This is a genomic window from Ruegeria sp. N4 (assembly GCF_056531425.1).
The window spans coordinates 32,840-47,263 of sequence record NZ_JBQFLT010000015.1 but is presented as its reverse complement, the minus strand read 5'-3'; the positions used below and the strand labels follow the sequence as shown (position 1 = coordinate 47,263).

At 57.7% G+C, this 14,424-nt stretch carries 14 protein-coding genes; 5 read left to right on the top strand and 9 right to left on the bottom strand.

The features are described 5' to 3' along the window. Window positions 1-383 precede the first annotated feature (383 nt). The 3 genes from ACR0LW_RS18995 to ACR0LW_RS18985 form a co-directional block, all read right to left on the bottom strand. The gene (locus ACR0LW_RS18995) at window positions 384-833 is read right to left on the bottom strand and encodes a c-type cytochrome (RefSeq protein WP_170417891.1); all 450 of its coding nucleotides are present in this window, start codon (window positions 831-833) and stop codon (window positions 384-386) included. Between the two features lie 67 nt (window positions 834-900). Further along, complete coding sequence (locus tag ACR0LW_RS18990; RefSeq protein WP_170417888.1) at window positions 901-1,491, bottom strand: L,D-transpeptidase; 591 nt, start codon at window positions 1,489-1,491, stop codon at window positions 901-903. Between the two features lie 634 nt (window positions 1,492-2,125). After that, complete coding sequence (locus ACR0LW_RS18985) at window positions 2,126-2,779, bottom strand: L,D-transpeptidase (protein ID WP_050605720.1); 654 nt, start codon at window positions 2,777-2,779, stop codon at window positions 2,126-2,128. A 374-nt stretch (window positions 2,780-3,153) separates the two neighbouring features. Here ACR0LW_RS18985 and ACR0LW_RS18980 point away from each other — a divergent pair, with 374 nt between their 5' ends. The 3 genes from ACR0LW_RS18980 to ACR0LW_RS18970 all read left to right on the top strand — a co-directional run bounded on the left by ACR0LW_RS18980 (window position 3,154) and on the right by ACR0LW_RS18970 (window position 5,892). Further along, a complete protein-coding gene (locus ACR0LW_RS18980; protein WP_255612174.1) occupies window positions 3,154-3,465 on the top strand; it encodes a DUF2933 domain-containing protein in 312 nt (103 codons plus the stop codon). Window positions 3,466-3,504: 39 nt separating this feature from the next. Next, a complete protein-coding gene (locus ACR0LW_RS18975) occupies window positions 3,505-3,678 on the top strand; it encodes a hypothetical protein (protein WP_170417885.1) in 174 nt (57 codons plus the stop codon). Between the two features lie 117 nt (window positions 3,679-3,795). Continuing rightward, window positions 3,796-5,892: a protein-disulfide reductase DsbD family protein gene (locus ACR0LW_RS18970; protein ID WP_170418009.1), complete on the top strand. Its 2,097-nt coding sequence runs from the start codon at window positions 3,796-3,798 to the stop codon at window positions 5,890-5,892. A gap of 9 nt (window positions 5,893-5,901) precedes the next feature. On the opposite strand, the gene ACR0LW_RS18965 is transcribed toward ACR0LW_RS18970, so the two are convergent. The 5 genes from ACR0LW_RS18965 to ACR0LW_RS18945 all read right to left on the bottom strand — a co-directional run bounded on the left by ACR0LW_RS18965 (window position 5,902) and on the right by ACR0LW_RS18945 (window position 10,673). After that, window positions 5,902-6,360: an ATPase gene (locus tag ACR0LW_RS18965; RefSeq protein WP_170417881.1), complete on the bottom strand. Its 459-nt coding sequence runs from the start codon at window positions 6,358-6,360 to the stop codon at window positions 5,902-5,904. A 114-nt stretch (window positions 6,361-6,474) separates the two neighbouring features. Beyond that, window positions 6,475-7,623 (bottom strand): c-type cytochrome biogenesis protein CcmI, encoded by a 1,149-nt coding sequence (gene ccmI / locus ACR0LW_RS18960; protein WP_170417878.1) that lies wholly within the window; start codon window positions 7,621-7,623, stop codon window positions 6,475-6,477. Beyond that, on the bottom strand, window positions 7,620-8,108 hold the full coding sequence (locus tag ACR0LW_RS18955) for a cytochrome c-type biogenesis protein (RefSeq protein WP_170417876.1): 489 nt from the start codon (window positions 8,106-8,108) through the stop codon (window positions 7,620-7,622). Before ACR0LW_RS18955 ends, ccmI begins: the two co-directional genes overlap by 4 nt. Continuing rightward, window positions 8,105-8,674 (bottom strand): DsbE family thiol:disulfide interchange protein, encoded by a 570-nt coding sequence (locus ACR0LW_RS18950; protein ID WP_170417873.1) that lies wholly within the window; start codon window positions 8,672-8,674, stop codon window positions 8,105-8,107. The genes ACR0LW_RS18955 and ACR0LW_RS18950 overlap by 4 nt, the downstream gene beginning before the upstream one ends. Window positions 8,675-8,678: 4 nt before the next feature. Next, window positions 8,679-10,673, bottom strand: coding sequence for a heme lyase CcmF/NrfE family subunit (locus ACR0LW_RS18945; RefSeq protein ID WP_170417870.1), 1,995 nt, complete (start codon window positions 10,671-10,673; stop codon window positions 8,679-8,681). 326 nt (window positions 10,674-10,999) lie between these two features. Between ACR0LW_RS18945 and ACR0LW_RS18940 the strand changes: the two genes are divergently transcribed. Next, window positions 11,000-12,019 (top strand): transporter, encoded by a 1,020-nt coding sequence (locus ACR0LW_RS18940; RefSeq protein WP_170775027.1) that lies wholly within the window; start codon window positions 11,000-11,002, stop codon window positions 12,017-12,019. 4 nt (window positions 12,020-12,023) lie between these two features. Here the strand turns inward: ACR0LW_RS18940 and ACR0LW_RS18935 are convergent, their stop codons facing one another. After that, the gene (locus ACR0LW_RS18935) at window positions 12,024-12,689 is read right to left on the bottom strand and encodes a hypothetical protein (RefSeq protein WP_050605729.1); all 666 of its coding nucleotides are present in this window, start codon (window positions 12,687-12,689) and stop codon (window positions 12,024-12,026) included. Between the two features lie 470 nt (window positions 12,690-13,159). Here ACR0LW_RS18935 and ACR0LW_RS18930 point away from each other — a divergent pair, with 470 nt between their 5' ends. Beyond that, a complete protein-coding gene (locus ACR0LW_RS18930; protein ID WP_480522591.1) occupies window positions 13,160-14,215 on the top strand; it encodes a tyrosine-type recombinase/integrase in 1,056 nt (351 codons plus the stop codon). Window positions 14,216-14,424 lie beyond the last annotated feature (209 nt).

Below are 14,424 nucleotides of genomic sequence, written 5' to 3'. Positions count from 1 at the left end.
TCGTCTGCTTCGACGCGCCCAGGTTGAGCGCAATTCGACTGGTCAGATCAGGACACGCGGCGGTGGTGGGTCAAACGCCGCGATACCGAGAACCCGGTATTGGGCTCGAGGGATCGAGTATCTTTGTTCAGTATCTTGGGGGCCAGGCGGTGGTGGACCCATCGAAAATAGACCAACAGCGTTGCAAATCGTTCCGCCATGACAATGTCCGGGATGACCCTGCTTGACATGCTCAACGTCCGCGGAGTCCGTTTGGTCAATCACGTGCTGAGAACCACTGCCATGTGCATGAGCAGAATCGGCCGTCACAAGCAGCCCGCCAATGGTCAGCACCATTGACAGTATGATGTAACGAATTGCACTGCCCATTCGGCTCGTCACCTTCAGAAAATCCCGTTTTCCTGCTGCAGCTCTCTGATATACGCCACGATGCCCTTCACATCCGCACGGGTCAAGCCATCGACCGGCGGCATATTGCCGAACTTCCAATGGTGTGCCCGAACTCCATTCTGGACTGCCACATAAAATGACTCGTCCGAATGGTGGCTTGGTTCATAGATTTTATGCACCAAAGGTGGTGCAAGGCCTTCCAGACCTGTTGCATTCGCGCCATGGCACGCCGAGCATTTGGCGTCGAATGCCACTTTGCCGACGGCCGCAAATTCGCTTAGCTGGTCCGGCAGAGTGACGTTTTCGATTGGGTCTCCTTGCTCCAGTGCTGACGTATCGGGCGGCGTCATCGAGTGACCTGTTGGTTGCTGATTTAAGTTGTAGACGAACGCGGCGGCGCCTGCGATCACTACTCCGCCGATCAAGAGTGTAAGTTTATCCATCTCTGTTCTTCACATGATTGTCAGTTCTTAGGTTCAACGCGCGCAAAAAAAATCGGCCTGACCAAGGTCAGATCAGTTTTACCTGAGTGCCCACAGTGGCCAGTTCGAACAATTCCGCAATCTGCTCGTTGTACAAGCCAATGCAGCCGTTGGAGGATCTTCTCCCGATCTTGCGCGTGTCGTTGGTGCCGTGGATCCGGTAGTATTGCCAGCTCAAATAAAGTGCATGTGTCCCCAGAGGATTCTCCGGACCCGGGCCCACATAATCGGGCCAAGCGGGGTTGCGCTTTTTCATTGCTGGTGTCGGTCGCCAAGACGGCCCTTCGACCTTGCGAGTAACTGTGGTGTAGCCCAGCCTTGTAAGGTCTTCCGTCAGCGGTACGCTGGTTGGATACATTCGGTAGACGCTTTCGTCTTCCGACCAATATTGCAGGACCTTGGACTGTGTATCGGACAGGATCACACCATTCTTAAGCGTATCAAAGTGGTCCTGCCATTTAGCAACGCGGAATGAGGAAACATTGCGGCGCGTCCCCTCAGTTGCCGTTGATTGGGCCCAAACGGCCGGTGCTGGAAAAAGCGTCGTCGCAGCAAACGCGGCAATCACTCCACGTCGCGTAACAACCTTTCCTTCTTTGCTCCGTTTCATGCCTGCCATCCCAAAGTTTATTCTTTTTTTCCGACTCAAATAACTCGTATGCCCGGTTCCTGCGCTGGAAGGTCAACACGCAAATGACATTTCATATGGGATGTCTCGTCTGAATTGTCGTTGCCGTTGGCGCAGGGATATTTCCTTAGAAGGCGGACCCAAATCATCAAGTCATTGTGGAAAAGCAATTTTTCTTGGACGTAACTCCAGGCTGCTTTAAGCAAAACCTGACTTTCTTGAATCAACCGAACACAAAAAAGCAACGCTAACAATTGCTTAGTTCTTGGTGAATTGATGTGATCACCCGTCGATGCGAGGGTAGCAGGCACTACAAATGACAATCACAGTGGACTAAACACCATGTCCTTCAGGAAAGCTTTCCAAGCACTGGCCGCACTTTTGTTCATCGGCGCTTGTACCGAAACAACGTCAATATCTGCAGATAGCGAGCCCGGAACGCTTTCCCAAGTTCCTGACGCCGTAGCCCAGATTGCTGCTCCGGGCCAGGACCTGAACGCAGTGAAAATCATGCCTGAGGACGGTTGCTATTGGTATCGCTATGTTGGGCCAGTTGAAACAACCTACCTACCACTTAGGACTATTGAAGGGCGCCCAATCTGTACGCGCGCCTGACAAGCGCCTGTCAGCTGGTCGCGGTCAGAAGCCGCTCGGGAGGGTAGAGATGAGCCGTGGACCCTGGCCTGACACGATCATAAAGCCCGATGATATGTGGCATCGCCATCCTTACGCAGCCAGAACTTGCGCGACCTCCGATAGATCTTGGATAAGGCGTTCCGTGAATTCGCAGGTATGTGTCGCGACCACCTTCGAACAGATAAAACGCCCTTGATCCCAATGGGTTTGTCGGCCCACCGGGCACACCATCTGCGAATTGCGCATATTCATCAGGGTCGCGCTCAATCATTTCGGCTGTAGGAGTCCAACGCGGCCATTTGGCCTTTCGCTTGATCGTGTAGACTCCGGGCTCGTAAAGATTGCCTCGGGCAATGGCTACGCCGTAACGCATTGCTGTGCCACCGTCTTCGATGAAATACAGATATCGTGCCACCGCGTCGACATGAATGTCACCCGGAGTAAGTGGTCGATTGGTTTGCACACGCTGAGGCAGGAAACGTGGGTGTAAACCCCAGGGATTGGATGTTGCGGGATCAAAATTGGCTGGAGTTACTTGCGCATCCCACTCCGACCATTGCGAGGCCGCCGCCGACGTCACTCCAAAAACCGGCTGAGAGAAAATGGCGAGCGAGGCTGCAACAAAATGTCGTCTGGTCAGCATTGATAGCGCTCCTATTGGCTGGTTGGTGTCTGGAGTTAGTACCCAGGGGATTAGACAATCCGCGACGGGGGAAGATTTGTCCATTCAATTATTCGTTCGATATCGCTTCGACCCACCCGCGAGTTTTCAAGGCTTAAAGTGACCTAGGCAGCTTCGTGTTTAACCTGAAACTTCACCAGGCGTCGGGACGACAATGCCTGCTGTTCATACCCCTAAAAACTTCCCTGTTCCGGCCGTGTCTATGCACCAAGTAAGGCCCAAGCAAATGCTGGACTGGTTTGACAGCGTCAAATTCGCTTCGCGCCAAAACAGCTTGACCTTCCATCGTGGGAAGGCGTTAGCAGAGGTCTCCAATCCAAATTTTGGAGTTGAATGTGAAAGAAAAACAGACTGCAAACGCGCCGCAGGCGTCAGTACCGGTTAGCGGCGGCAAGATAATGAAATGGGGCATGATGGTATGTTGCATTGCCATGATAACGCCGATCGCTCTCTACTTGATCGCCGGCGGGACGGTTGGTGGGCTTTCTGACTCCTTGGGTCTTTTCGCACCGTTGATCCTGTGCCTCGGAGCCCATTTCTTTATGCACAAGGCGATGGAAAAATCCTGTCATTCGAACAAATCTGAATCGGAAAGACCAAAGGCAACAGACGCCGCGGTCGGACCGAACCCAGTACACCGGCAATAATCTTCAATCATGAAGCTTTGGTGCTCAAGGTTGGCCGCCATGTCGCTGGCCGCTCTTTCGCTGGCGGCTTGCGCACCACGCCCTAAACTATGCCCGCTGCAACCGCCGCAGCCTGAATACGCCCTGCCCCAAGGTTGCCGGGTTCAATGGGAGGGCGCGGATGGCGGGGCCTATTTCATCTGCGAAGACGGGCGCGAAGGTTTCGTGAGCTGATCGTGGGGATGTGACATTCCGGCTCGTTGACCCTCCAGCGCTGGAATCTGGCAGAGACGGGTGCAAAACAACCGATGGCAACGCGCAATGGCAAGAACACTCCTAAATTTATGTATTATGATCTTGGGGTTAATCTTTGGCCAGACTTCCGCCGGGACAAGCCTTGCAGCTACATCCCAAGCGTATGAATCAGAGCCCCTGGTCGCACACATAATTACCGCGCAGGACGGGATCGCGCCTGACGTCAAGACGATCACTGCAGGACTGCATCTGAAACTGGGCGAAGATTGGAAAACCTACTGGAAGTCGCCTGGTGAGGTGGGAATTCCGCCCAAGATCACTTGGAACGGCTCGCAAAACGTCAGCGACGTACAGTTTCACTGGCCCGCGCCGATCCGTTTTCGCGCCTTCGGGATCGAGAATTTCGGGTACAAGGACGAAGTGGTCTTTCCGCTGACCGTCACACTCGAGAACCCCGGAGCGCCAGTTGACTTGAAGGCCGCTGTGACAACGCTGATCTGTTCCGATATCTGTGTGCCGGTCGAGTTTTCGCTGGACTTGTCGCTGACTCAGGGAACGGGTCGGGATCAGGACTCGGCCCGGCTTATAAATGCCTTTCTGTCGCGGGTGCCAACCACGGGAAACACAAGCGGAATGAAGTCCGACGCCGCGACCCTGGATACCGAGTCCGAGATGCTGACGCTGAATTTCACCAGCGACCTGCCCTTTGATGCGCCTGATGTCTTTCCCGACATGGGACGTGACACCGCGTTTGGTGCACCCGACATCCGGCTCGCTGGCGACAGGCGTCAGCTATGGGTGCAGTTCCCGGTCCTCGCTCTGGCACAGGACCCCCCCGCCTTGTCCGTCACGGTTACCGACACCAACCGCGTGGCCGAGTTTTCGCCCCGTACCGACGCTCCCCCTACCCCGCCACCATATGAGATCGCGGCCGCCGAAACTTCAGCCAGCGCGCTGGTCTGGATCATTTTGCTGGCGGTGGGCGGCGGGTTGATTCTGAATGTCATGCCCTGCGTACTGCCAGTGCTTTCGATCAAGCTTTCCTCGGCGGTAAAGGCTCGCGACCGCTCTGCGGCTCAGATTCGCGCCGGGTTCCTGGCTTCGGCAGCCGGAATCCTGACATTCATGTGGCTGTTGGCGGCTATCACCATTGCGGCGCGGTCGCTGGGCTATTCCGTCGGCTGGGGCATCCAGTTCCAGAATCCGCTTTTCCTTGCGGTGATGATCGTGGTGCTGGCGGTTTTTGCAACCAGCCTCGCGGGCTTGTTCGAGATCACGCTGCCGCAGTCGCTGAACACCCGGCTTGCCCATGTCGAAAAGGGCCGCGTGTCGCTGGTCGGGGATTTCCTGACCGGAGCCTTCTCAGCAGTTCTGGCGACGCCCTGCTCGGCCCCCTTCCTCGGCACGGCGGTGGCCTTTGCCCTGACCGGCCGACCGGTGGATATCGTGGCGATCTTCACCGCAATGGGGGTCGGGCTGGCCATTCCTTACCTGCTGGTTGCAGTGCACCCGAAACTTACCGCCGCTCTGCCTAAACCGGGGCGTTGGATGGTGGGATTAAAATGGGCCCTGTCGGCGGCACTGCTGACCACGATCGGCTGGTTGGTCTGGGTGATGGTCGGGGTGGCCGGAGACACTGCTGCAACTGCTACCGTGCTGGCTGCAACTGTTCTGGTCCTGTTGATCTGGAAAAGTACGATGATGCCACCCGTTTTGCGCTGGACAGCCCTGTTGCTGACGCTGACCGCAGCGTTTGCCGCACCGGTTGCGATTGCCGGCAAAGACCGGTCCAGGCTGCTTGAACCAGCCGGAGAGATCCCTTGGATTACCTTCAGCCGCCCCGAAATCGCCCGCCTTGTGTCGCGCGGCGAGGTGGTTTTCGTCGATGTCACAGCCGACTGGTGTCTGACCTGCAAGGCCAACAAAGCGCTGGTGCTGGAACGCGGCGAGGTTCTGGCAACACTGCAATCGGACAAAGCAATTCCGATGCAGGCCGACTGGACCCGCCCCGACGATGTGATCGCCCGTTTCCTTGAGGACAATGGACGGTTCGGGATCCCCTTCAACATCGTCTACGGCCCGTCGGCCCCCGAAGGCATCGCCCTGCCAGAGATCTTGACCACGAACGCCATTCTCGACGCGATGGAACAGGCCGCGCCGATTGCGGGCGGAGCCGTGGAAAGCGGATCCTGACCCCGGAGTTCACATATCCCGGACGCGGTTGCTCTGCTGCGCTAAACGCATGGTCTCGTGCTCTTCCATATCCAGTATCGCCTGAAAGAGTTCGCGTGCCTCGGGTATCTCGGCACGCCCGTGCAAATACCGATATAAGTCGATCACCTGATTGTGAAGATCGAAGACCGCTTCGCAGATCTCATCGACGCTCATCTGTGCGAACGGCCTGTCGCAGGCGCGATGTGGGTCGATCGGCTCATTGCCCAAATAGTCATATACCCAGGTGTTGAGCGCTTTGGGATCGGCTCGTTTCACGAAACCATCGACGATTTTCTCCAGAGCAGCCTCATGATCGGCGAGGTAGGTAAGCAACATCCTGGCCAGCTCCTGCTCTGACTGTGTCGAACAGTGGGCCAAACATTCGGCGAGCCAATGATGCATTTCCCGCGTCCAGACAATTAGATCAGAAAACGTTTCAACTTTCATGGTCTCAACCTCCTAAAGATCGGCATGCGATAGCCTAAACCGGAATTTTCCAGATGGCTCACTGGGCATCAGCGCGAAGTCGGCGCCGGCCCGATCCACGCCGGGCTGCGGGAATCAACCCCCCAGTTCCAGCAATGCCCGGTCGATTGCCACCTTGCGCGGATCCCCCTGCGGCAGGTCATCCGCCAGATCCCTTGCCCTGCCATAGGCGTTCCGGGCGCCGTCGGTCTCGCCCAGCACCGAATAGGCGTTGCCCAGCCGCATCCAGCCGTCCAGATCGCCTGGGTTTTCCTGCATCCGGCTCGCAAGCCGTTCGACCATCGAGCGGATGAAGGCCTGCCGGTCTTCGTCTGACATCTCCTCGGCCGCCGCCACCTGATCGGCAGTTGGGCCGGGCATGGAAGGGGCAAAAGCCGCCAGATTCACCGGAGCCCGTCCGATCGACGGGGCGATGCGGTTAAGCTGGGCCACAAAACTCTCCATCCATGGCCGGAACTCCTCTTCGGCGTCCATCCGCGTCTTCAGTAGGTCATAGGCCTTATCAGGCGATCCAGCCTGCTCCAGACCAATGGCTTTGTAGAATGTCGCTGCTGGGTTCGATGGGTCCAGTTCCAAGGCTCGTTCAAACGCCCGATCGGCCTTGGGCGTAACGACACCGTCATCGGCATAGACCAACGCCTCGCCATATTGCGACACCAGCGCTGAATTCGCATTGGGTCGGTCCAGCAACCCCTCGAACGCGTCTGCGGCATCTCCAAAGCGTCCCATACGCATATAGGTCTGAGCCAACAACACCCATCCCTCGGTTGGCCCGCCGGTTTCATCCGCCTCAAGCCGCGACTTCAGGCGCACGGCAAGGTCGGCGATTTCACGGGCTTCGGCCTGCTCCCCCTCGCGTTGGGCAAATGGCTGGCTGGGGATGTAGGGACTACCCAGTTGCCAATAAAGACCGGCTCCGAGCGCTGGAACTACCAGCGCGGCAAGTAAAATCAGCGCACGCCCGGAATGGCCCATTATCGCTTTGTCGTCCGATTGCCGGTCAATCGCCTTCAGGCGACGTTCTATCTCGGCTCTGGCGGCCTTGGCCTCTTCGGCTGAGATAATTCCTCGTTCCAGGTCCTTCTCCACTTCGCCGATCTGGTCGGAAAAGATGGCAGAGGCGCTTTCGCGTCTCGACAAGTCCGAGGTCTTGCGCCCCAGGCCGGAGAGGGCGAGCGTCAGAAACACCGCCACGGCCATGAATGAAAAGATAATCCAGATCATGCGTGCGGCTCCGTGAGTGAATGGTTTTCGGGATTCCGTTCTTCGCTCGCGCCGCGTTCCGTCTCTTGTTTTCGCGACTTCCGATATCGGCGCGCATTTTGGGTCAATACCGCTGCAGTCGCGATACCACCCAGCCCCAGGATGACGATAGGCGCAACCCACAGAATGTAAGTTGATGGCTTCCATGGCGGGTTGAACAGAACATAGTCGCCATAACGCGCAACCAGAAAGTCCATAACCTGCTGGTCCGTGTCGCCTGCCACCAGCCGTTCGCGCACAAGCAGACGAAGGTCGCGCGCCACGCCAGCGTTAGAACTGTCGATGTCTTGGTTCTGGCACACCACGCATCGCACCTGTTTCGAAATCGCCCGGGCCCGCTCTTCCAATACCGGATCTGCAAGTATCTCGTCGGGCTCAACCGCGAATGCCGGCTGCGACACCAGCATCGCCAGAGTGACCGCGGTAATTACAATGCGACGTATCATGACGCCTCTCCTCCGGCCGCCCGCGCCTGATCCAGCGCGGTGCGCATCTTTGAAATTGCCTCGTCGCCCAGCACCGGGCCGACAAAACGGAATACGACCTTGCCCGCGCCATCAATCACAAAGGTCTCCGGCACGCCGGAAATCCCCCATTCGATCCCGGCTCGGCCGTCCAGGTCGGAACCGATGCGCTCATAAGGGTTGCCCAGATCGTCGAGCCATTTCCGCGCGTCCTGCGGCTTGTCTTTGTAGTTAATGCCCATCAGGCGAATGCCCTCATCGCGTACCATACGCGTCAGCACCGCATGTTCGGCCCGGCAGGGCACGCACCAGGACGCAAACACGTTGACCACGATCGGAGCTGACCCGTCATTTTCCACCAGATCGGTACTGGACAGCCCGTGGGTATCCAGCCCTTCGACCGGCGGCAAGTCGAACTCAGGCACCGGCTGCGAGATCAAAACAGACGGGATTTCGTTTGGATCGCGATCGGGATTCAGTCCCCATAGCAGGAAGGCACCCAGGATGCCGGCAATCGTAATTGGGAACAGTGCAAATAGACGTTTCATTGCCCTACTCCGCCGCCACCGCAACGGAGCTCTGCCCAGTCCGTTTTCGTGGTGCACCGACGCGTAGACGCCGATCGGAGAGTGACAAGACACCACCAAATGCTAACAATCCTGAACCTATCCAGATCCAGACCACCAATGGCTCATACAAGATACGCAGGGTCCATTTGCTCTGTTCTGATTCCGCCGCCGGTTCCGATATTGAGGCGTAAAGGTCCCCTGCCAACGTCGTTCGAATTGCTGACTCGGTCGTACTGGTACCCGCCACGAGATAGGCCCTGCGCTCGGGTTGAAGCGTGGTGACATAAGCGCCATCGCGAAATACCGTCAGTGTGGCCGCGCGAGACAGATAGTTCGGACCGCGAAGCTGTTCCACACCGTCAAAACGCACGTCGAACCCTGCTATCTCAATCTGTGTTCCGGGCTCGGCAAAAGTCACGACCTCGGATTTCCAAGCGCTGGACCCGATAAAGCCGATCATACAGACAGCCAACCCCGCATGGGCCACGACCATGCCGTAATGAGAACGCGGTAGGCTGCGGGCCCGACGCAGGGACTCGGCCAACGGTGCCTCACCCAGCTTAATTCGGCTGGCCCACTCTGTCAGCACAGCGCCCAGCAACCAAACCGCAAGGCCGATCGACACTACCGCCAAGGCTGGGCCGCCGGTATCCAGATACCACACAAGCAACGCTACGAGCAGGCTAACCCCGGCCACCCATTTGAGCCGGGACAGAACACCGCGCAAATCCGCCCGCTTCCATGACAACAGCGGCCCAATCCCCATTACAACGACTAGAACCAGCATGATCGGCACGAAACTGGCGTTGTAATAAGGTGGTCCAACCGAAATCTTTTCACCTGTCACAGCCTCAAGCAAAAGCGGATAAAGCGTACCGAATAGAACCGTCGCCGTTGCGGTGGCCAGCAGCAGGTTGTTAATAAGCAAACCGGCCTCGCGGCTGATCGGGGCAAAAAGACCGCCGCCCTCCATCTCCGGTGCGCGTATGGCAAACAGCGTCAATGAACCACCGATCGCGACAGCCAACAGCGCCAAGATGTAAATGCCGCGTTCGGGATCGACCGAAAACGCATGGACCGATGTAAGCAAGCCTGAGCGGACAATGAATGTCCCCAACAAGGACAACGAGAAGGTCAAAACGGCCAGTAGGATCGTCCAACTTTTGAAGCTGCCGCGCTTTTCGGTCACAATGGCCGAATGGAACAGCGCTGTGCCAGCAAGCCAGGGCATAAACGAGACATTCTCGACCGGATCCCAGAACCACCAGCCGCCCCAACCCAGTTCGTAATAGGCCCACCAGCTGCCCAGAACGATACCAAGTGTCAGAAACACCCAGGCCGCCAATGTCCAGGGTCGGACCCACCGCGCCCATGCCGGATCGACCCGCCCCTCAATCAGGGCAGCCACGGCGAAAGAAAATACGATAGAGAAGCCGACGTAACCCAGGTATAGGAACGGCGGGTGCATAGCCAGGCCGACATCCTGCAACAGCGGATTTAAATCCTGACCATCCAGCGGTGCCGGAAACACCCGGTCAAACGGGTTCGAGGTGAACAGCATGAATGACAGGAACCCCGCGCTGATCCAGGCCTGCACTGCCAGAGTGCGCGCCTTGAGTTTCAGTGGGATGTTCCGAGCCAACAGAGACACACCCAGCCCGAAAATCACCAATATCAGAATCCACAACAGCAGCGACCCTTCGTGGCTACCCCAGGTCGCAGCCACCTTGAAAAGCATCGGTTTCAGCGAATGAGAATTGCTGGCCACATTTAGCACAGTGAAATCGCTGACCACGAAGGACCACATCAGAGCGGCGAAGGCGATAGCAACCAGCGCTGTCAGTAGGACCGAGGTCGCAGATGCCGATCGCATCCACATGACATTGTTCCGTGCTGCTCCAATCAAGGGAAATACGCTTTGCACCAAGGACACGGCCAGGGCAAGCGCCAGGGCGAACTGCCCGATTTCCGGTATCATTCCAATCCCTCCGGATTTCCGGTTTTGCGGCCTTGTCCGACAATCCAGCGCTGGAGGGTCAAGCGCATTATTGCCGCACCCCCTTCGGCTGATGCATGCTTGACGAGCGCAAATCTGGCCGGCGGCCTTGACCTTCCAGCGCTGGAGACCCCCACCATTTCGACTTCACCGATGGACGTACCGAACACTTTGTTTTCAGGGCAGGGACTCAGGAAACAAACGAACACGAGGGCATCATGACACGGAGCAACAGCAAGATTACGTGCGTCTGGCAACGCCTCCAGGCTGTAATACTGGCTGGGGGGCTGAGCCTTGGGTCAACTGCCATGGCCCAACCGGAAACCCGTCCGGCTGACAACGTGGCGATGAACCCGCAAGCCTCCAGCAACATGTCAGGTATGGGAAGCATGTCCAGGATGATGCGCCCCGACGCGGTGCCGCCAACGGGTGTCGTTGGCGGTATGCATCCACCCGAGGGTGTTTTGATGCCTGTGTTCTCTTACATGAACATGGAGATGGACGGAAATCGTACCGGAACGCAGTCGCTGTCTACCTCGAACGTTCTGTCGCAGTATCCGATCGCGCCGCTCAGCATGAGCATGAACATGGCGATGGTCGGCCTGATGTACGGTGTGACCGACGAGATCTCGGTGATGGCGATGCTGCCCTATACCCGCAAGACGATGAAGCACCAGACCCGCATGGGCCAGACCTTTAAGACCAGGGCACAGGGGTTTGGCGATCTGAAGATCATCGGCGGATATGATATCTACAAATCCGACGGGCAGGTGCTGGAACTATCTCTTGGCCTCAGTCTGCCGACTGGCTCGATAGACGAGACCGACACCACGCCAGCTGGGCCGGACCAGCTGCTGCCCTACCCCATGCAACTGGGTTCAGGCACCTACGACCTGCTGCCGGGCGTCACCTATACGGGCCAGAACGCGGATTGGTCTTGGGGCGCCCAGCTGGCCGCCGTGATCCGGATGGGTGAGAATGATGCCGGTTACACCTTGGGTGACGTCTATTCAGCAACAGTTTGGGGTGCACGGCGCTGGAATGACCAGTTCAGCTCCTCGTTGCGGGTGGTCGGCGACATCGTGGAAAACATTGACGGGTCGGATGCGCGCCTGAACCCAGGCATGGTGCCCACCGCTGATCCGACCCTGCGCGGCGGCCAGTTTCTGAGTATCGGAATCGGAGTGAATTACCTTGTGCCGGGGTCGGGCGTTTTGGCGGGCACGCGCCTGGGTATCGAGGGCGTGATCCCTGTGTATCAAGATCTGGATGGGCCCCAGCTTGAACGCGATTACGCAGTCTCCTTCGCGATACGCAGGGCGTTCTGACCCTTCAGCCCCAAACCGACTGTAAACGGACAATCAGCGCCGCCGCGGTGGTCAGAACGACCACTGACACCGCCATCAGTAGCAGGGCCAATGTCACAGGTCCGCCGCGCCCAGGTACGCGACGTGCCAGTTGGGCTGCAAATCCAGTACCGTGGGCGATCTGGCTCTGAACGACGGATAGGTATAGCGGCAGCGCTCCGACCAGCGTGGCGTACAGGTAAACGCCTGAGATGTTCTCGAAGTAGGCGGAGCGTACCAGCGTCGGACCGACTACCCGCAACGCCACTACGGGATCACCGCCGAAAGACCCGAACCAGTCTGCCGAAAGCGCGTAGATCAGCGCGTGCAGCGCGATGAACAGGACGGCCCGTAGCAGCAGGTCAATTAGCAGATACCGGGCCGGGATGGCCCCCCTGCCCCGCGCCCTTACCCCAACGGCGAAAAGAAAAAAGCTGAGATAATTTAAAAGGAAAACGACCGGCAACCCATTCGTCACCACCTGACGCAAAAACCGAACAAACGCGGGACCACTGTTCAGGAGGTGCGTCGCAAAGCCCGGCGTGCGCAAAACGAAGATGGCCAACAGCGGAAACAACGCAAGGCAACTGACGATCAGCGTGTTTCTGGCAAACTTCCAGAAAGGCAATTCAGTGGCAAAATATCTGTTCATTTCATTTAGTTTGCCAACGGTTCCAGCGCAATGTCGATGCCAATTGGTTTACAGACCTGCGACAGAACCTCCGATTTTATTATTCCGCAAGCCCTCTACCTACTTTACGCGCAAAATCTGTTACTTTTGCTCGTTACTTTTGTTGCGCTATCAGTTTCAAGTTACACTCGATAAGTATCCCTTATCAGATGTGATTGACTTTGCCGCGGAATCAGCGCAGAATACAGTTCATGTGTCGGTTTTCCTTAACCACTGGACTCGCATCGGCATTGGTCCGTAACCCGTAGACCTCTGCCCCGCACCGGCAGCAAACCTAAGTAGATGCAGCACCGTAACCTGCAATTTTGTAAATATGTACCGGCACAAATTCAGTCCGAGTCTACTCGTAAAAAACCAACACAGCATAAGGCCAACCATGGAACATGGTGAAAACAAGCATGAGCAGTCTACAGGTTAGGGAAAATCGACACATGAAGCCCCCTGCCCCATACCTCCCCACTGTCTCCCCTGCCCTGTCACAGACAGACCAGGACGCGCTCACCGATCTCTATGTGCGCGGCACGCCGGAAAACACGCTCCGCGCTTATGAGCGCGACTTGCTCTATGTCACCGCCTGGAAGTCTGCGCGGTTCGGTGCGGCGTTGGACTGGCCGGAATCCGAGGCCACCGCCCTCGCCTTCATTCTCGATCACGCCCGCGATTTGAACGATGCCCCGGAAGACGACACTGCACGACAGGTGGCAGAGGCACTGATCGCGCAAGGGCTGCGCAAGTCGTTGGCCTGTCCGGCCCCGTCAACGCTGGACCGGCGCATCGCCTCCTGGTTGGCCTTTCACCGGATGAAGAACCTCCCTTCCCCCTTCGACGCGCCACAGGTGAAACAGGCCCGCGCCAAGGCGCGACGCGCCGCCGCCCGGCCCCCTACTCCAAAATCGCAACATCCGATCACCCGCGATGTGCTGGAACAGTTGCTAACCACCTGTCGCGGCTCGCGCCGTGATTGTCGAGATCGGGCAATCCTGATGTTGGGCTGGGCCAGCGGTGGGCGGCGGCGGTCGGAAATCACGGCGCTGATGCGCGAGGATGTCAGCCTGAAAGCGTTCGAAAAAGAAGGTTTGGTCTGGCTCTCGCTGGTGGAGACCAAGACCACAGCCAAGGGCGAAACCCCGCGACTGGTGCTAAAGGGCCGCGCCGCGCAAGCCTTGGTGCATTGGATCGAGGTTGGCGGGATCGAGGATGGCCCCCTGTTCCGCCCCATCTCCAAAGCCGACCGGGTGCTGAAACGTCGCCTCAGCCCGGATGCGATTGCGCAGATCGTCAAACACCGCCTGAAACTGGCCGGGCTGCCTCAGGGGTTTGCCTCACCGCATGGATTACGCTCGGGCTTTCTGACCCAGGCCGCGCTGGACGGCGCCCCGATCCAAGCCGCCATGCGCCTCTCGCTGCACCGCTCCATGGCGCAGGCGCAGAAATATTACGATGATGTCGATATAGCAGAGAACCCGGCGGCGGATCTGTTGGGGTGAATGCTTACTGATTGTTCGAAGAAGTCCAGGCTTGAGGGATACTCTGGTTGCAATGCCTATGTCTTGTCCCCTACCCCATCCGTTAGTGTGGCCAGTGCGGAAACATATCTCGACACATCGCGATGAGTCCCCAGACCAATCCACTAGCTGACGGGGCTTCCAACTTTTCCAGAGTTTATGGAGTCACTCTGCACTCCACTGGTCCTTAA